General features: G+C 40.8%; 21 protein-coding genes and 1 pseudogene. 19 read left to right on the forward strand and 3 right to left on the reverse strand.

Annotated elements, in window-relative coordinates; genetic code table 11:
* Positions 1-67: 67 nt before the first annotated feature.
* The 3 genes from P8596_RS11355 (at position 68) to P8596_RS11365 (ending at position 2,408) form a co-directional block, all read left to right on the forward strand.
* Positions 68-838, forward strand: coding sequence for an alpha/beta hydrolase (locus P8596_RS11355; RefSeq protein WP_224520125.1), 771 nt, complete (start codon positions 68-70; stop codon positions 836-838).
* Positions 839-958: 120 nt separating this feature from the next.
* Positions 959-1,633 carry a Type 1 glutamine amidotransferase-like domain-containing protein gene (locus P8596_RS11360; RefSeq protein ID WP_224520124.1) on the forward strand — a complete coding sequence of 225 codons (675 nt, stop codon included), beginning with the start codon at positions 959-961 and terminating at the stop codon, positions 1,631-1,633.
* A gap of 34 nt (positions 1,634-1,667) precedes the next feature.
* Positions 1,668-2,408 carry a class I SAM-dependent methyltransferase gene (locus P8596_RS11365; protein ID WP_224521096.1) on the forward strand — a complete coding sequence of 247 codons (741 nt, stop codon included), beginning with the start codon at positions 1,668-1,670 and terminating at the stop codon, positions 2,406-2,408.
* Between the two features lie 90 nt (positions 2,409-2,498).
* On the opposite strand, the gene P8596_RS11370 is transcribed toward P8596_RS11365, so the two are convergent.
* Positions 2,499-3,314: an STAS domain-containing protein gene (locus P8596_RS11370; protein ID WP_224520123.1), complete on the reverse strand. Its 816-nt coding sequence runs from the start codon at positions 3,312-3,314 to the stop codon at positions 2,499-2,501.
* A gap of 330 nt (positions 3,315-3,644) precedes the next feature.
* On the opposite strand from P8596_RS11370, the gene P8596_RS11375 reads away from it, so the two are divergent.
* Positions 3,645-4,220, forward strand: a complete 576-nt coding sequence (locus tag P8596_RS11375; protein WP_224520122.1) for a GNAT family N-acetyltransferase — start codon at positions 3,645-3,647, stop codon at positions 4,218-4,220.
* An 82-nt stretch (positions 4,221-4,302) separates the two neighbouring features.
* On the forward strand, positions 4,303-5,124 hold the full coding sequence (locus tag P8596_RS11380) for an MBL fold metallo-hydrolase (protein ID WP_061810262.1): 822 nt from the start codon (positions 4,303-4,305) through the stop codon (positions 5,122-5,124).
* Positions 5,125-5,306: 182 nt separating this feature from the next.
* Here the strand turns inward: P8596_RS11380 and P8596_RS11385 are convergent, their stop codons facing one another.
* The gene (locus tag P8596_RS11385; RefSeq protein WP_224520121.1) at positions 5,307-5,852 is read right to left on the reverse strand and encodes a GNAT family N-acetyltransferase; all 546 of its coding nucleotides are present in this window, start codon (positions 5,850-5,852) and stop codon (positions 5,307-5,309) included.
* Between the two features lie 300 nt (positions 5,853-6,152).
* On the opposite strand from P8596_RS11385, the gene P8596_RS11390 reads away from it, so the two are divergent.
* From P8596_RS11390 to P8596_RS11450, 13 genes are all read left to right on the forward strand, one after another.
* Positions 6,153-6,419, forward strand: coding sequence for a CD3324 family protein (locus tag P8596_RS11390; RefSeq protein ID WP_224520120.1), 267 nt, complete (start codon positions 6,153-6,155; stop codon positions 6,417-6,419).
* Between the two features lie 154 nt (positions 6,420-6,573).
* Positions 6,574-7,212 (forward strand): FusB/FusC family EF-G-binding protein, encoded by a 639-nt coding sequence (locus P8596_RS11395; RefSeq protein WP_224520119.1) that lies wholly within the window; start codon positions 6,574-6,576, stop codon positions 7,210-7,212.
* 162 nt (positions 7,213-7,374) lie between these two features.
* Positions 7,375-8,445, forward strand: coding sequence for a dual-specificity RNA methyltransferase RlmN (gene rlmN, locus P8596_RS11400; protein ID WP_034759748.1), 1,071 nt, complete (start codon positions 7,375-7,377; stop codon positions 8,443-8,445).
* 158 nt (positions 8,446-8,603) lie between these two features.
* Positions 8,604-9,650 (forward strand): ArsR/SmtB family transcription factor, encoded by a 1,047-nt coding sequence (locus tag P8596_RS11405; RefSeq protein ID WP_279726879.1) that lies wholly within the window; start codon positions 8,604-8,606, stop codon positions 9,648-9,650.
* Between the two features lie 13 nt (positions 9,651-9,663).
* Complete coding sequence (locus P8596_RS11410; protein ID WP_224520117.1) at positions 9,664-10,890, forward strand: MFS transporter; 1,227 nt, start codon at positions 9,664-9,666, stop codon at positions 10,888-10,890.
* 111 nt (positions 10,891-11,001) lie between these two features.
* Positions 11,002-12,366, forward strand: a complete 1,365-nt coding sequence (locus tag P8596_RS11415) for an NAD(FAD)-utilizing dehydrogenase (protein ID WP_224520116.1) — start codon at positions 11,002-11,004, stop codon at positions 12,364-12,366.
* A gap of 148 nt (positions 12,367-12,514) precedes the next feature.
* Positions 12,515-12,949 carry a hypothetical protein gene (locus tag P8596_RS11420; RefSeq protein WP_224520115.1) on the forward strand — a complete coding sequence of 145 codons (435 nt, stop codon included), beginning with the start codon at positions 12,515-12,517 and terminating at the stop codon, positions 12,947-12,949.
* A gap of 21 nt (positions 12,950-12,970) precedes the next feature.
* Positions 12,971-13,255, forward strand: coding sequence for a hypothetical protein (locus tag P8596_RS11425; protein WP_034759736.1), 285 nt, complete (start codon positions 12,971-12,973; stop codon positions 13,253-13,255).
* A gap of 121 nt (positions 13,256-13,376) precedes the next feature.
* A complete protein-coding gene (locus tag P8596_RS11430; RefSeq protein ID WP_034759734.1) occupies positions 13,377-13,568 on the forward strand; it encodes a hypothetical protein in 192 nt (63 codons plus the stop codon).
* A gap of 69 nt (positions 13,569-13,637) precedes the next feature.
* Positions 13,638-14,420, forward strand: coding sequence for an HAD-IIB family hydrolase (locus tag P8596_RS11435; protein WP_224520113.1), 783 nt, complete (start codon positions 13,638-13,640; stop codon positions 14,418-14,420).
* Between the two features lie 136 nt (positions 14,421-14,556).
* Positions 14,557-14,991, forward strand: coding sequence for a MarR family winged helix-turn-helix transcriptional regulator (locus P8596_RS11440; protein ID WP_061810271.1), 435 nt, complete (start codon positions 14,557-14,559; stop codon positions 14,989-14,991).
* Positions 14,992-15,018: 27 nt separating this feature from the next.
* On the forward strand, positions 15,019-15,654 hold the full coding sequence (locus P8596_RS11445) for a nitroreductase family protein (RefSeq protein WP_279726881.1): 636 nt from the start codon (positions 15,019-15,021) through the stop codon (positions 15,652-15,654).
* Between the two features lie 19 nt (positions 15,655-15,673).
* Complete coding sequence (locus tag P8596_RS11450; protein ID WP_034759722.1) at positions 15,674-15,970, forward strand: putative quinol monooxygenase; 297 nt, start codon at positions 15,674-15,676, stop codon at positions 15,968-15,970.
* 60 nt (positions 15,971-16,030) lie between these two features.
* Here the strand turns inward: P8596_RS11450 and P8596_RS11455 are convergent.
* Positions 16,031-17,703: pseudogene (locus P8596_RS11455) on the reverse strand (ribonuclease J).
* Between the two features lie 184 nt (positions 17,704-17,887).
* On the opposite strand from P8596_RS11455, the gene P8596_RS11460 reads away from it, so the two are divergent.
* Positions 17,888-18,796, forward strand: a complete 909-nt coding sequence (locus P8596_RS11460) for an SMP-30/gluconolactonase/LRE family protein (protein WP_224520111.1) — start codon at positions 17,888-17,890, stop codon at positions 18,794-18,796.
* The last annotated feature ends 52 nt before the right edge of the window (positions 18,797-18,848 follow it).

An 18,848-nucleotide genomic window follows, 5' to 3' on the forward strand; every position in this document is an offset into this window, starting at 1 on the left:
AATATATAGACCCATATTCTACTATTCATGGTACACTTTACATAAAAACATTAGAGGAGTTAAACGTATGTATGAGCATTTTGAAGTAAACATAACACCTTTAAATCGTAAGAGAACAGTACGTGTTTATTTACCAGATGATTATCATGAAATGGAAACCAAAAGGTACAAAGTACTTTACATGCATGATGGGCAAAATCTTTACCGGGACGAAGATGCTGGATATGGAATGGCATGGAGAATCGGAGAGTATCTAGATAAGGAAAAGGTGGATCTTATTGTAGTAGGGATTGACTGCAATGATGGATTAAAAAGGTTGGACGAATATGGGCCGTGGGAAAGTACGGAAATGACTGATGTGTTTTCAGCAGATCGCACATCGATAGGGGGAGAGGGCAAGGAGTATATCGAATTTATCGTAAATGAATTAAAGCCCCTCATCGATCGTACATACCGGACGAATCCTGAAGAAACAAGTATGGCTGGAAGTTCAATGGGTGGACTGATATCGACCTATGCCGCGTGTAAGTATCCTCATATTTTTAAAAAAGTAGCATCTATTTCATCTGCTTATTGGTTCAATCAATTGGAAATCGAGGAATTGATCAAAGAGAGTGATCTATCACAGGTGAAACGTTTTTACATTGATATAGGCACAAAAGAAAATACAGAAACCATTGATGATTTGACCTACATCGATTCAAGCAGGGATGTTTATCGTATACTTAAAGAAAAAGTTCAGGACTGCCGCTTTGAAATAATTGATGGTGCGGAGCACAACGAAATAGCATGGAGAGAAAGGGTGCCGATGATTTTTGAATACCTGTTCAAGGATTAAGAGGGACGGACCTCGAACTTTATGATAGAGGATTGAACGGACCCTGATTATTGCTATCATCAAGGAAATCAGGTTGGTGAAATTGGAGGTCCGTCCCTCCAATAGAAAGAGGTGGTTATATTGGGTGCTTTGTATCTTTCTGGCGGTGGGGATAGGGATCAGACGTTGTTGATTGATAGGGAGTTTGCAGGTGAGTTGACCGGGGGGAAGTCGTTATTATATCTGCCGATGGCTATGGATCCGGATGATATTTCGTATGAGGCGTGTTATGAGTGGATTAAGAGTGTGTTTGCACCTTTGGGGTTTCAAGACATTACAATGTGGGTGGATTTTAAGGGGAAGACCATGGCAGACCTAAAGAGATACTCTGCAGTGTATATAGGAGGTGGGAACACGTTCAGTTTAATGCATCACATTCTTCAATCGGATTTCCACGTTCACTTGTCCGCTTTCAAAGAAGAAGGCGGCATGATTTACGGCGGCAGTGCAGGTGCAATTGTCATGGGCAGTCATATAGCAACGTGCATCCATATGGATGATAATGATGTCCAGCTCAAGACGAGAGGTGGATTGTCTTTTCTAAATGACTTTTCGATATGGTGTCATTACGAGGAAGAAAATGACCCGTTGATCCATCAATTTATTCAGGCATACCGTAAGCCTGTCATAGCCCTGAGTGAAGAGACCGGTCTGAAAATCAAGAGTGGCAAAATGGAAGTACTGGGTACTAAGCCCGTCCATATTTTTGATAGGAATCTGATGAAACGGGTTTTTGAGCCTGGTCGACCTATTTGAAAGCTCATGAATAATAAGAGAAAGAAGGAGAATGATGAAGCAAAACATTTATGATAACCCCACATTTTTTGAAGGATATATGAATTTGCGCGATTCCAAAATGACCTATAATGATTTCCTAGAACAGCCTGCAATGAAAGATACGCTTCCAGATCTGAAAGGGAAAAGGGTAATGGATCTTGGATGCGGAACCGGCGGGATGTCGAAATACTGTATTGAAATGGGTGCATCAGCTGTCGTAGGGGTGGATATTTCTGAAAAGATGATCTCCAGGGCATTAGTAGAAAATAGAGACGAGAATATTACATACGTTTGCAGTCCGATTGAAGATCTATCCCTTCCATCAGAACTTTTCGATTTGATTGTAAGTTCACTCGCGATCCATTATATAGAAGACTATGAATCTTTGATCCAAAAGCTCCATTCCTTTTTAAAGCCTGGCGGGGTGTTGATCTATTCAACTGAGCACCCGGTCGTAACCGCCAGAAAGGACATGAAAAATTGGTGGCAAAATGCAGAAGGGGACCGGCTGCACTGGGCACTTGATCATTACCGGGAAGAAGGGAAACGGGAACAACATTGGTATGTAGACGGAGTGATCAAATATCACAGGACAATACCGACCTTGGTTAATGGGCTAACCGATCATGGTTTCATGTTGGAAAAGATGCTGGAGCCCCTGCCCACTAAGGAAGGGATCGATCTCATGCCAAGTTTGAAAAATGAAGAACGAAGGCCGTCATTTCTTATTATTAGATCAAGGAAAACAGACTGATCGTCTAATCTGAACGCAGGATAAGTATCTGATATACAAATAAAAAAGGACCTCAGCTTGTGATGTCCTTTTTTATCTATACAGGAGCAATTAATGTGCTTCTACTGCTTTATTAAGTGTTTGATAGACTTTAATTGTTGAAATATTAATTCCCATTTGCACAAATTCGATACTCATTTCGGGGCGCATGCCTGATAAAATTGGTTCAATTCCAAGTAATTTAAGGCTGTCAATCAGTTTCATGACCCCTTGTTGAAATAACGGATTCACTTCATACACACCGGAAAGGTCAATGATCAATTGTTGTATGGAAAGCTTTTTGCACTCGAGAAGAACATGCTCTGCCATCATTTCTCCACGAACTTCATCGACTTGACCTATTAATGGCAGTACAGCCAAGTCTGAGAAGATGGGGACGACCGGCGTAGATAAGGAAAGATATTTTTCCTCAGAGATCTTCAACTGCTCATCTGCAAATTCACTATACGCTTCACAAAAAGCGGAAATCATTGTTGTGAACGATTCGTCGATATCATGTGTAATCTCCAGAAGGATCTCTTTTGTCAGAGTTTCATCATTTTGAAGGATTACATCTTCCAATATCGCTTTTTTATACAAAGAGACTTTACTTATTGACATATTGAGAGGGATTCCTTGACCGCAAGCAAGTCTTCCAACCTCTTTTCCCCAATTCCTTGAATGACTCTCAAAGCTTTCCCCTTTCAGTAATCCATTGCCAATGAGTTCAATGAGCTGAACAAAATATGGCAGACTGTCATTTCTTCTTTCTTCGATATAGAGGTCGGGGTACGATGTTGCAAGTTTAGAAAAGATCGAGTTGGCGATTTCCCATTTTCTTTCAAACAATTGATCCCCTATGGAAGTGGTGATTGTATGGTGAGTCATTTTCATCCTCCAGTTGAATCTTTTTCCTTTAGTATAGAGTATTATGCCTATTTAGTATAGGTGAATAATAGTATACCAGGTATATTGACAAAGAGGTCAATTTTACCATATAATTTCAATAATTTATAATATTTCCAAATTAAACGATTCGATCAGAGGGTTGTTAAAATCAGACCTATATAGGAACTGTGTTGTTAAATCCATTAAGGTTGGAATCGTACGATGAAGATAACTGAGGTGGTGAAGATAACTGAGGTGGTGACTCTCGTCCGTAAGATTCAGTTCTTTTAGGAGGAGGTTTTTTTATTTAATTCAGGGGAGTGTTTAGAAATGAATACCGTATTATTTGATGTTCCTACATTGATCGAAACAGAAAGACTGGAACTAAGGATGCCTCAACCGGGTGACGGCCGTGCAGTCAATGCAGCGATCAAGGCTTCTTTATCAGAATTACAGCCGTGGCTCGGCTTCGCCCGAAGTAACCCCTCTGTTGAAGAAACGGAGACGAACACCCGTGAAGCGCACGCCAAGTTCATTACCAGGGAAAGCCTAAGGTATTTGATCTTTTTGAAAGATACCAATGAATTCGTCGGTTCTACAGGTTTTCACAATATTGATTGGAGTGTCCCGAAATTCGAAATCGGATATTGGATCGACACCCGGATGAGTGGAAATGGATATATGGCTGAAGCGGTCGGGAAGCTAACCGAAATGGCTCTTAATGAGCTGAATGGAAAAAGAGTCGAGATAAGATGTGAATCGACGAATGACAAAAGCAGGGCGGTTCCTGAAAGACTCGGCTATGAATTGGAAGGGATCCTTCGAAATGAAGACCTGTCAGTTGATGGAGAACGATTAACGGATACATGTGTGTATGGGAAAATATCCGGAAGCAGAATGACATGATGGAATGCCTTTGCAAATGCAAAGACCGTTTTATAGAATGATAATGTAGTAATTTCCAATATTTCAAAAAGGAGGTTTACTTTTGCAACAATACATCTGTAAAACATGTGGAGTTCAGTATGAAAAAACGTCTGAAATCCCAGAGCATTGTATGATTTGTGAGGAAGAGAGGCAATATGTCAACCCCACTGGTCAATCCTGGACCACATTGGAAAACATGAAGGCTGAATCTTTCAGAAATAAGATCATTCTGGAAGAAACTGGTCTATACAGTGTGAAAACATCCCCGGATTTTGCGATCGGACAGACTGCTTATCTCGTTCAACACGAAGGATTCAACTTATTATGGGACTGCATTTCATATCTTGATGAAGAAACAATCAGTGAGTTCACTAGATTGGGAGGGTTGGACGCCATTGCATTATCCCACCCACATTATTATTCTACTCAAATAGAGTGGGCGGAAGTTTTTGACGTACCCATCTATATTCACGAGGATGACCGGGAATGGGTGATGAGGAAAAGTGATCACATCGTTTATTGGTCAGGTGAATCTATTCATATACATAACGGACTCACCATCCATCGACTTGGTGGGCACTTCAAAGGAGGTTCCGTCCTGGAATGGGAATCAGGTTTCAATGGTAAAGGCATCCTTCTAACAGGGGACATTATCCAGGTAGTGGCAGACCGGGAGTGGGTCAGCTTCATGTACAGTTATCCCAACCTTATTCCCCTTCCGGCTTCAAAAGTAAAAGAGATCGCGTTAAAAGTGGATGAAATGAAGTTCGCCCGTTTATATAATGCCTTCCATCGGATTGTTAAGGAAAATGCACATGAAAGAGTGCAGGAGTCTGCCCAACGTTACGTAAGCGCCTTGGAAGGTACATGGTTTAAGACATGAAATTAAACCGATATTGAATGGGTTGCTTCACTGTGAGGGTGCATCTATTAAATGAGCTGCTTTGGATAAAGTCATGAACATGATCGGGGAAGAGGTAACGAGTCATATGGATTGATTAAAGCGGACAGAACATAAAACAACCGGTTTTCTTCAAAAAAACCGGTTGTTTTATTCCGTTGATTTTATGAAACCGGCCAATCTTTTTTTAACATACTATAGGTTACAAGGTCTTCATAATGATCATATAACCACTGCCCATCCCGTGTGATCCCTTCTTTTGTGAAACCTAATCGGACTGGAATCCCTATGCTTTTCTCATTGTTGAGGGCACATTGGATTTCCACCCTGTTCAGATCCAATTCGTTAAATAAATAGTTTAACAAGGAAGAAACAGCACGTGTGATGATTCCTTTTCCTTGTGCTTCTTCTGTGAGGAGATATCCGATGCTCGTGCTCCGATTTCTCCAATCGATATAATGCAACCCGATCATACCGACCAACCTCCCATGATAACGTATCCCTGCATCAAATCCGTTGTTATCCGCATAATTCCGGATCCAAATAGGGATGACCGGCTCTAGATCCTCTGGTGATCGGCGTTTATCGACCCACAGAAGCCACGGACGAAGATGATCCCGGTTCGAATCAATCAGTTCATATAATTCCTCCTTATGGTGCTGTTGAAATAGCTCGATTGAAATCTCTTTATCTACTGTAAATGAAAACATGGGAACATCTCCTTTATAATATTTAGAAAATTATACCATGTTTGTTGATTCGTAGAACAAATTGTATGGATATAAAGGGGATTTATTTTATAATAGTAGAAAATAGTTGAAGGAGGTGGCGACATGGTAATGAGATCGATCTTGCCAGAGTCTCAAGCGTCTCATGCAAAGCCTATTATTAGAAAGGCGACACTTTGCATGGGATGGTATCTAATTTGATCGCCCTGAAAGTTCATTTCTAGTAAGTCGGCTTTGCACCTTATTGACTGAATTCAGATAGAAGATAAGGAGCTGACTGAAATGAAATATGTAAAAGCGGAAAGCGTGTTACCTCAATCATTGGTAAAAGAGATCCAAAAATATGTACAGGGGGAAACCCTTTATATACCCAAACCGAAAGCGGAGCACCGAAAGTGGGGGAGCCGTTCCGGAAGCAGAAGGATCATTGATGAACGAAATGCCAACATCAAAGCCGCTTTCTCAAATGGAAAGCCGATCCAAGAATTGGCCTGTGAATATTATCTTTCAAGTGAAACAATCAAGAAAATTGTCTACAAAAAGCACTGAGTTGTATCAGTGCTTTTTTCAGTGTATAGATTAGTTCTAAAAGAAACTCTACATACCCAGAAAGCATATAAGGGTATATAGTATATAAGAGAGCACATGCGTATCTGCATGGCTGAAAAGAGTGCAAAATGTTTTAGATTTAGGAGCGATAACGATGGATCCATTTATTCGAAATGATCAATACAATTTTATTAAGTATCAAACACAGGCGCTGATTAACGGGTATTCAACCGTAAATGATCTTGGTGTTCTCGAAGCATTGAGGGGACTCGTGTACGATAAAGTGATGAATCTATTCGAAGAATTATCCCCATTGCAGAAAAAGGAACTCCAATCGATTGTTACTATCCGTGATACAGAACAAGCAGAGGATTTTCTGATTGGACTAAAGCCATTCGTGATCCCTTTTCCTGCATTGAGTGATTCCGCAGTGAAAAAATTATTTCCTAAGGTAAAAAAGTTAAAAACACCTGCATTGGATGAAATAGAGTTAAAAGATATTTCCTATCTAGGCTGGAACGATTACGGTCAGGAAAGGAAATATATCGTTGCAGAATACGAAGGGAAGATGAGAGGGTTCAAAGGGACATTCAAAAACAGCAGCAAGAAAGGGATTTGTACGATATGTAACACGTTTGGAAGCATAGGGTTTTACCTTTCCGAATCCAAAACGACTGCTCATGGAACCTTTGTTAAGAAGGGGAATTATATTTGTCAGGATAGTGATGAATGTAATGAAAAGCTGAAAGATAAAGAGAAATTGGATGATTTTATCCAACGGATCAATCATTAAGACCATACGCCGGGTAAAGTTCCCGGCGTATGTTTTTTTATCTTTATACTATATTACGGAATTCCAATTCTTCTCAACACTTATAAATCCCTTGAAACATTCCCATACTTTAAGTAGTATAGATAAGTAGAAAATTGTAGAGTTTCGAAATGAGGGTTTTAAATGGAAAAGAAATCCATATATGGATTAACATTAGATCAACTGACAACTTGGCTTGTTGAAAATGGACAAAAGAAATTCCGTGCGGCTCAAGTGTGGGATTGGCTATATAAAAAGAGAGTGACAAACTTTGCGGATATGAAGAATTTGAACGCTGACTGTGTTCAGCTACTGGACGATCACTTCTATCTTCACACGCTTACACAAGAGGTTAAACAGGAATCGAAGGACGGTACGATCAAATTCTTGTTTAAACTTGAAGATGGTAATCTGATCGAGACCGTTCTGATGCGTTTTAACTATGGCTTGAGTGTGTGTGTCACGACACAAGTGGGCTGTAACATCGGTTGTACATTCTGTGCAAGTGGACTCTTGAAGAAGAACCGTGATTTATCAAGCGGCGAGATTGTCGAACAGATCATGAATGTTCAACATCATTTAGATGAAGCAGGAAATGGAGAGCGTGTCAGTCACATCGTGGTGATGGGGATTGGTGAACCATTCGATAACTACGATAATATGATGGACTTCTTCCGTGTCGTGAATGATCAGAAGGGCCTTTCCATCGGAGCGCGCCATATTACCGTTTCCACAAGTGGACTGGCTGATAAAATTTACAAATTTGCCGATGAGAATATTCAAATCAACCTGGCCGTATCTCTTCACGCACCAAACAACGAATTGCGTACAAGGATCATGAAGATCAACCGTGCGTATCCGCTCGAGAAGTTAATGCCAGCGATTGATTACTATTTAGAAAAAACAAATCGACGCATAACATTTGAATATATCTTGTTGAGTGATGTTAACGATCATAAGGAAGAAGCTCTCCAGTTGGCGAAACTACTGAAGAATAAGCGTCATCTTTCATACGTCAACCTGATTCCTTACAATCCGGTCGACGAACACAATCAATATCAACGTAGTACGAAAGAAGCCATCGTTGAATTCTATGGTACCTTACTGGAACATGGCATCAACTGTGGCGTACGTGTTGAGCAGGGGACAGATATCGACGCTGCCTGTGGTCAGTTGAGAAGTAAACAAATCAAGAAGGATAAAGTAAAATCGTAATATGTATATATGGAGCACATGAATTCCTAATTGGGATTTATGTGCTTTTTTTTATGATTTTAAAAAGTTGAAACTTTTGTTCGATTAATATTGAATTTAACATTCTATAATTATAGAATGTATCTAGAAAGAAATTTTTGGAAAAGGGGTGTTTGAATATGGATGTACTTCATATGACCAGTCGGAAGAGAGAAACATACGAGGTGAGAATCGAATCATCCCTTCTATGGGAGAGTGCTTTAGGAATTGCCGCCATCACCAACACTAGGCTCATTGATACGCTGGAAAAACCAAAAGCATCATGGGATAAATTAAAAAAGTCTCTATCTAAATCCCTGATCCGGGAGTTAGATTATGTAGAAAAGAATAATACTTGGAAATCCCTTCTCCTGTTATTGCATCAAAGAGGATATGGTTCCTTACAAGAGTTCATCACGTTTTTAGATGATTTGGAAGATGAAGAAATTAAATACCTCTGCATACCCTACATAGGGCTTAAATTTCAGGAACTTCGAATGCTTGCATCAAAGGGTGATGTGCCATCACGGAACAGATTAAAGGACCAGACGGATGATAACCCATATTATCCAGGCTATATTGAATTCATTTGCACGACGAATGTCCACAAACTTAAGAAGCACTTAATGGGTGTAATGACCAGATGGTATGAAGAAGTGATTCTACCTGAACAAGAAACGCTATCTGCAATATTGACAAGGGATAGACAGTCAAAGGTGGAGATGAGTGAAAAGCTCAATCCCGAGGCTTTGGTGGAATGGGCCACCGGCGGCATCACCTATTTACCCGAGCCGGCTGTCCACACAGTACTCCTCATTCCCCAGTCCATTTACCGTCCTTGGAATGTCGAAGGGGATGTTGAAGGAGTCAAGGTGTTTTATTATCCTGTCGCCAACGAAAGTATCTATCCCGATGACAAGGATATGCCAAGTTATTTTCTCGTCCAGAAGCATAAGGCACTTGGGGATGAAGCCCGCTTGCGAATGGTGAAATTCTTGAAGGGGTCAGAACGGACGCTCCAGGAAATCACCAATGAACTGGGCATGGGGAAATCAACGGTCCACCACCATTTAAAAATTCTCAGATCTGCCAGGCTCGTTGAAACCCTTGATGGGAAGTATCGCCTGAAAGAGAATGCCGTTCAATCGTTATCCAATGAATTGAAGCACTATTTAAAGAAGGAATAAAGGGGTGTCCAGAATGGGAGAGCGTGCGGTCAAGCTGAGTGAATGGGGAGATTTCCCACCTTTAAAGAAAAATTATCCTGTTTTCAGGTTTATGGGTGGAAATTTGATTTCATTTTTCGGAGATCAGATCTATTTCATTGCCATTCCACTTATGGTTTTATCTATAACGGGGTCACCTGTGAGCATGGGGATTGTAGCGGCACTTGAGAGATTACCGATTCTGTTGCAGCCTTTCGCAGGAGTTTTGTCCGATCGATTCAACCGGAAGCGTCTGCTGCTTTTTTGCGATTTAGGGCGGTGCATACTTGTCGGGATCATCGGGATTCTATTTATAAAGGGTACGCTGGAGATGTGGATGGTATATCCAGTGGTCTTTGGTATTGGATCACTAAGTCAAATCTATAATACTTCTCAATTTGCTTCAATTCCAGGTCTGGTAAGAAGAAAGGACCTTCAAGCCGTGAATTCACTGAATTCCGGGATGTTTAATTCAGCTCTATTTTTAGCACCAGGTATAGGTGGGTTGATCATTTCTTTTTTTAATCCAGGGTATGCCCTGTTGGTGAACAGCGTCAGTTTTCTCGTCTCATTTCTTGCCATTGCAAGTCTCAGGATGAAGAGGAATGAGAGAGATTCATCGAGAGCTTCCGTATGGGGGGAGATCAAGGAGGGATTTGAATTCGTTCTAAAGACCAAACCGATTTTGTATACAAACCTTGCCATGGTATCTTCCGTATTTGGAACAACGTTGTTCCTTACATTAATAGTGTTTCACTTGAAAGATTCCATGAATATGAATACGGTTATGATAGGCTGGTTGTTATCAGCTGGCGGAGTGGGTGCCATTATAGGTGCGGTGACGTCTACCTTCTTTCGGAAATGGTTTTCTTATAGAAGCATATTATTTACGGCCTCTGTGGTCGGCGGACTTTCGATTCTATCTTTCGGATTGATGGAATCGTATTTCTGGCTCGTGGTCATGAACGCAGTAGGGACCTTTTGTGCTTCAATGATGAGTCCCTGCATCATTACGATCCGACAAACTCTGTCCCCCGATCACTTATTGGGGAGGGTGCAGGCAACGAGCCGTCTTATGACGTGGGTCCTCATGCCGATTGCCGCATTTCTGGCAGGGATACTAGCAGAAGCAATGGGAACCAACCTCACCATCGTACTTGCCGGAGCGATCTCGACACTCGCCTCCATACCTTACCTGCATCATAGCTTAAAAGATCAGTAGAGGGACGGACCTCATACGGTCATTATGGTAGGATGGGAGTAACATATTATTGGTATAGACATGAAGGTTTTATTCATTATGAAATAACGCAACTCAGAAAGGGGAAAAGGGATGCAATCGAATCACCATGACATCACCATCATCGGTGCAGGAGTAAGCAGTATTTTTCTTGCTTATACCTTGATGAACCAAAATGAACATGTTTCCATCCACATGATTGATCTCGGGAAGGAACTGAGTGAACGTACATGCGGTTTAGATGAGGAAGGAACCTGTACGTGTGAAGGAGTGTGCAGTAAATACATAGGGTTTGCAGGTCTTGGAAAATCCGAGGGCAAATTTAATTATACGAATGATTTTGGCGGGGAACTTGGCAGGAAAATCGGACCGCAAAACACTCTTGATTTGATGAGGGAAGTTGACAATATTCTCTGTGAATTTGGAGGTGATAGCATACACTCCTATAGTACGAGAAATGAAGAGCTTTCAAGTAGAGGCAGTGAGGCGGGCTTGAAGGTTCTTTCCACGGAGGTCCGTCATTTGGGAACACGTCTGGCGAGCGAGATTTTCGAGAAGATGTATGAAGTACTGAAAACCCGTGTTACTTTCAGTTTTGAAACACGTGTCGAGACCATTTCTAAAAAGGATGGGGCCTTTCACTTAACATCGACAAGCGGTCCTTTCACCACAGAAAAATTGGTGATTGGTACGGGCATGAGTGGAAGCAAATGGCTTAAGGAACAAGCAGCATCACTTGGCCTTTTTCCGGGAAAGACGCGCCTGGATATGGGGATTCGCGTGGAAATGAAAGGTGATCAGCTTCAATCCATTCTACAGGACACCTTTGAAACAAAGCTGCAAATCGAAAGGGACACATTCAGTGCCACAACTTACTGTATGAATCCACATGGGAGGATTATCCGGAAGCACCAGCATGGATTAGTGATGCCGGATGGACAAAATGCTCGAGAAGAGGATACACCGAGTGCGAACCTGAACTTCAGTTTATTTGTTCCACGTTATTTTCAATCCCATGATGAGGCAATGAAGTATGCAGGGGAGATCATAGGTGGAATCAATCAAGGACGAGGGAGGATTGTCGTACAGCGATTGGAGGACTTTAAACTCCAAAGACGTACTGAATCGTTGGAGGGGAATTTGATAGGTCCGTCCCTCGATGGGGAATGCGGAAATATGCGAGAAGAGGTCCCGGAATTGTATGGGATGGCCCTTACTGAGTTTTTAGGTTCTCTGGAAACTCTTATTGGGGAACCGATCCATCCTGATACGCTTCTGTACGGGTTGGATGCGAAATTTCATGAACCTAAATTACCGACGGATGAGAAATTTGAAACGGATATATCAAATCTATTTTTGGTTGGTGATTGTTCAGGCGAAACTCATTCCCTGTCCCAGGCAGCGGCAAGCGGTGTATATCTAGGAAAATACTTCATTAATCATATTTCCAATAAATGATAATTTTAGAATAATTTGAAACCTTTTTGTCTGTTTTTTCGTACTAGAAGATAAGAACAGGCAGAAAGGATTTTTTTTTGGTTAGGAATAGTGGAGGAAGATTTAAACTCTAGTCTTTTATTAGAATTATGAGGGGAGGAATCTTTAGATGTATTACTATTATAATCTCTTGTTAACGATTATCATCCTTATCGTCGGAACTGGAGTGGCGTTTTTCATTGATCATTTCAGTAAACAACTAGAGAAGTGGATCCCCCAAAAATTATTAACCCTTACGATCATCTTGATCCTATTTACACTCATGACATCCGCTACGTTGATGATCAGTTCATTAACAGGGTTCAGGCTGATGGATACGGCATTCATTTCAAGTCTTTGCTTTTTTGCGCTGGGGTGGTTTACCAATATTTCAAAACGTGCTGGAATCAATCAGGCGTCAACGGCCGCTAAGTTCATCACGAATAACCAATTTAAGTATGACTATGAATCCGCAAGTACTTCTAATAAAAGTCCTTATTTGATTGCAAGTTTCTTGTTTCTAGTACTAAGCTGGGGGATTTCATTTTATATGGCGTATCATTAAAGATGATGAGGAGGAAATGCGTTGTCTGACTGGGGAGTTTTGTTTCTCTTATTTCTGATCATTATGACCATCTTGTCCTTGACAAACATTTTGGTTATGAAGATTTCAGGTAAAAATAAAAAGAAGAGAATTTGGTCAGGAATATTCTGTATATTGCTCACACCTGTGGTTTTTTTCTTGACCGGTTTATCTGTAAGCCCATTTGATCCATATGGATTTGGAACAGGAATGCTCATGATGATTTATGGCGCTTTTTTTGCTTTGAATGGGATAGGGATCATTGTAACTGGGCTGTTTCTGGAATAAGGGAAGCGTGAGGGATAGGAAGGTTTACAAATAGATGCTCAAATAGAAATCCCTTTAGTACTATAGAGATCAGTGATATAATTGATGGAATGAGCATGTTGAAAAGGGGAATAAAAGCCGTATGAGATATATGAAATCACAAATGAAACTGTTAGTCAGGGACAATAAAGAATTACAAGGAAGATTGAAAGTATTGATGGAAGAAATGAATTTAGAGAGAACATTTGCCCTCAAAGCCCTTTATCATTCAGAAGTAGCGGATGGCGGGAAATTTCAGGCTGCGTATCAGGCACTGGACTTACCAAAGGAGTAAGTCTTTTTTTGTGTTAAATGGTTCCTTGCATGTACCTTTGATCAAACATATTTTGAGAGGGTGTTCATTTTGAAATTTGTATTTGACTTAGATGGGACGATTTGCTTTAAAGGGAAGCCGATATCAACAAGAATCGTCCAATGTTTACTTGAGTTGAAATCGGATGGTCACGAAGTATTATTTGCATCTGCCAGACCGATTCGTGATATGCTCCCTGTACTGGATGCACGATTCCATTCCTTTCCTTTAATTGGTGGGAACGGTTCTCTTCTTTATCATAAAGGTGAAGTGATTCATTCAACTTCTTTTCATGAAAAAGACCTTAAAAAAATTTATGGCCTTATCGAGCAATATAAGTCAACCTATTTGATCGATAGCGAGTGGGATTACGCATATACAGGTCCTCTCGACCATCCAATCCTCAATTTCCTTGATCCCGACAATCTTGCCCAGAGGCATCCAGTCGCTTCACTGAATTCTATTGTGAAGATATTGTTGTTATCAGCATCTAACTTTCAAGAATTAATTGATGAATTGCAAGACTTGGATATCGTCGTAAATATCCATACAAATGAAAACGTAGTGGATATCAGCCCTTTCAATATTCATAAATGGAGCGCGCTTTCGGAATTTGGAGTGGATGAAGGAGATTTTATTGCATTTGGTAATGATGCCAATGACATCAATATGTTCCAAAAAGCAAAACATGCTGTCATGATAGGGTACCATGAAGGACTTTCGAGCTTTGCCGATGAACAAATCCCTCTTACAGGTGATTATGAAGAGGAAATCATTAGGAAGTTGAAGGAATTGACATTAGTATATAATGACATTACTATAGGAACGAAGTAAGCTGGCTCAGGAGAAATCCTTTTAGCCGGCTTTTATTACGTCGGAAACCAAATGATTGACTATCAGGATGAAATATATTATATTAATTGACGGGTCAACAATTGACCTATCAATTATATATAAGGAGGAGGATGCTTTGTCCAACTCGTGCCGCGAAGAAGAGAAAATCATTGTTCAACTCAATGATATATATAAGCAAATGAGTCCGAAATTTGAGCGTTGTACAGGGATCAGTCAATCTCGCCTGGACCTGCTGCACAGACTGTTTGAAGTGGAAGAAATCAGTCAGACCGCACTTCAGCGTGAAGTGAATATTGACAGTGCCGCCGTGACCAGGCACCTGAAACAGCTTGAAGGAAAAGGAATGGTTTCCCGTCGTAAGAATCCTGCGGATAACCGTTTTACTTATGTTCGACTGACAGAAGAAGGAAGAATGAAGATTGAAGCTTACAGGGAAGAGAAAGAGATTTTCATCTCTAAAGTCTTCAAGACCTTCACTGAAGAAGAACGTTCGATTTTATCTGGAATGCTGAACAGAATTCAGGATAATGTACAAGACATCGAATACTAAATAAAAACACATAAAGGAGAATGCATCATGAATACAACAAAAATCAATGATTTCAATGAAATTATCACAGGTCGCCGTTCCATCCGAAACTATGACCCATCTGTGAAAATCAGCAAAGAAGAAATGACAGAAATTCTTACGGAGGCTACTCTTGCACCGTCTTCTGTTAACCTGCAGCCTTGGCGTTTTGTTGTCATCGACAGTGCAGAAGGAAAAGAAACCCTTGCACCACTTGCCAAATTCAACCAAACCCAGGTGAAAACATCCTCTGCAGTCATCGCTGTATTTGTTGATATGAACAGCCTCGACTATGCAGATGAAATATACAACAAAGCTGTTGAAGAAGGACTAATGCCTGCAGAAGTTAGAGACAGACAGCTGCCAGCCATTAAAGGATTACTTGAAACGATGCCTCGAGATCAGTTCAGGGAAATGAATCTTATTGATGCAGGATTAGTATCCATGCAATTGATGCTTGCTGCACGTGCCCACGGATATGATACCAATCCGATAGGTGGATATGAAAAAGATCAAATTGCCGAAGCATATGGTATGGACAAAGAACGTTATTATCCTGTCATGTTGATTTCTATCGGGAAAGCTGCCGATGCGGGATACAAATCAGTCAGATTACCAATCGAATCCATTGCGGAATGGAAATAAATCAACGAGGAGAATAGACATGATTATTATACATGCAGAATTTCAGATCAACCCAGTGAAAGAACAGGCATTTTTAGAAGAGATCCGCCCTCTGGTAGCTTCATCCAGGGCGGAGGAAGGCAATATTTCTTATGATTTAATGAAGGATACGGAGAGAGAAAGTGTGTATACGATGGTAGAGGTTTGGAAAGATCCATCTGCTGTTGAGAGCCATAATTCCAGCGAACATTTCACTTCATTCGTTGGAAGGGCACCTGAGTATTTAGCGGCTCCGTTAGACGTGAAGATTTATGAGGGAACTAAAGTAGAAAAATAATGGTTTGAGAAGCACCCGGCATGAGCTGGGTGCTTTTATTATGATAAATATGCATCTTCACTAAATCTCAATAATGATTGGCAGTAGTACAGGCTTTCTTCTTAACTGCTTGAATAAAAATTGACCAACGTCTTTTTTGATTGCTTGTTTCATTTCTTTCCAATCCCGAATATTCGCTTCAGTCAATTCATCTACTACTTTTTTTACTAAGAGGTTAATATCTTTAAGGAGTTCTTCTGAATCACGAACAAATACAAATCCCCTTGAAATCGTATCTGGACCGGAGATAATGGTATGATCAGATTTACTGAGGGTTACGACGATTATCAGCATCCCATCTTCTGAAAGCTGCTTGCGATCGCGCAGGACAATCGAACCAATATCTCCAACACTCAAGCCGTCCACATAGGTATCACCCGCTTGATGAGATCGGGTTTGACGAGCGATGGAATTTTTAATATCAACGGCTTCCCCGTTTTTGATGATAAATGTATTCCCATTCTCCACGCCCACCGATTCAGCAAGTAAACGATGATGGTGGAGCATTCGATATTCCCCGTGAATGGGGATAAAGTAAGTTGGTTTCATCAGTGTCAGCATGAGCTTTAAATCTTCCTGATAACCATGACCGGAAACATGCATCCCTGTTGAGCTTCCACTCCCATAAACAACGTGGGCACCGAGTTGAAACAGGTTATCAATGATACGGGAAACGTCTTTCTCGTTACCGGGTATGGGTGAAGCTGCAAGAATGACCGTATCACCGGGATAAATGGATACTCCACGGAAGTTTCCGGTCGATAATCGGCCGAGGGCAGCCATGGCTTCCCCTTGACTCCCTGTACATAAAATGGCTACTTTTTCTGGAGGTAACGCATCGATTTCACCTGCATCAATCAGCATGCCCTCAGGAACCGTCAAATACCCCCGATCCATTGCAACAGATACTACATTAATCATGCTTCGACCTAATAACGCCAGCTTCCGATTCGTCTTGACGGAAGAGTCCACCACTTGCTGTACACGATTCACATTGGAAGCAAAAGTGGAAACGAAGATCTTGCCACGCGCTTTAAAGAATGCTTCATCCATATGGTTACCTACCATATGTTCTGATGGTGTAAACCCTCTCCGTTCTGCATTCGTGCTTTCAGAAAGCAGTACCAGAACACCTTCATCTCCAATCCGTGCCATTTTATGAATATCTGCATATTGGTGATTGGCAGGAGTTAGATCAAATTTAAAGTCTCCTGTATGAACGACCTTTCCTTCCGGCGTATGAAAGACAATTCCCAGACAATCGGGTATGCTGTGACTGACCTTGAAGAAAGAAACATCGATGGATCCCAAATTGATTGAACTCTCAGCATCAATCGTTAAAAGTTTTGTATCCCGGACGAGCTTATGCTCTTCTAACTTTAATTGGATTAATCCCAGTGTGAAATGAGTAGCATAAATAGGGATGTTGATTTTTTTGAGAAGGTAGGGAATCCCTCCAATATGATCCTCATGCCCATGCGTGACAATGAGACCCCGGATTTTGTCTTTGTTTTTCTCAAGATAGGAAACGTCGGGAATAATTAAATCGATTCCTAAGAGACTCTCATCGGGGAACTTACCCCCGCAGTCAATGATGACGATATCATCACCATATTTCACTACATACATGTTTTTCCAATTTCATTCAATCCACCCAGTGCAAAAATAGTCAAACCCTGTTCATTTGTTTCCAAGAAAGAACCCTCCAAGACAAGTTTTTCTTACTATTCCCGAATTTGATTGTTTCAATTAGAGAATTCAGCTTTCAATTGATTTAGAAATGCCTGTCTAATCAATCACACTTATTAAATGGAAGGGAATTCCTGGCCCTTCCTAGAAGTAGGTACAGGGAAACTATTCTTATAAAGGAGATTATCTATGTCAGTTAAATTGTTTGTTGATTCAAAAAACACTTTAGGAGAGAGTCCCTGTTGGGATACAAATAAAAATTTACTATATTGGGTGGATATCATCGAGAAAGAAATATTAAAATTCAACCCAATGGATAGAAAATTACAATCAGTTAAAATGGATCAATTTGTCGGCTGTCTTTCTCTTACTGACAGGGGACGTTTAATCCTTGGTCTTCAACAAGGCATCTATTTTTTTAACTGGAAGTCAGGTCTTTTAGAGAAAGTAGGAGACCCTGAAAGTCACTTGGAAGAAAATCGATTCAATGATGGAAAATGCGATTCTGCAGGAAGGTTTTGGGCAGGAACGACGGATACACTAGGAGGAGTTAACGGAAAGGGTGCTTTATACGCTCTAGGTTCACATTTACGAACAACGAAAAAGGTTGAAAACGTGGGAACTTCCAACGGTTTGGCTTGGTCACCATGCAACCGATTTATGTATTTCATCGATACCCCGACTAAACAAGTCGTTCAATATCGATACGATGTAACTACGGGGCATATCGAATGCCCGGAGGTAGTAATAAACTTTCCTGAAGGTGCTGGATTTCCGGATGGCATGACCATCGATGAGGATGGAATGCTTTGGATTGCCCATTGGGGTGGTAAGGGGATATCGAGATGGAATCCCTATAACGGGAAGCAGCTTGAATTCATTGCAGTTCCCGCTGTGAATGTAACGTCCTGTGCATTCGGTGGACCGGAACTAAACGAAATGTATATTACCACGGCAAGGACGCGAATGACGGATGAACAACTGAATGAATATCCACATGCTGGTGGGGTGTACATCTTAAAGACTAATATTAGAGGAATAGAGAATTTTGTCTTTCAAGAAAAAAAGAATGAACATGTCACTCAATTGACAGATTAAGGATATGTAAATATGGAAAATTATGCTATGATGACAAGAGTATTTTTTTAAG

The sequence above is a fragment of the Rossellomorea sp. DA94 genome, assembly GCF_029834455.1.
In the GTDB taxonomy this organism is placed as follows: Bacteria; Bacillota; Bacilli; order Bacillales; family Bacillaceae_B; genus Rossellomorea; species Rossellomorea vietnamensis.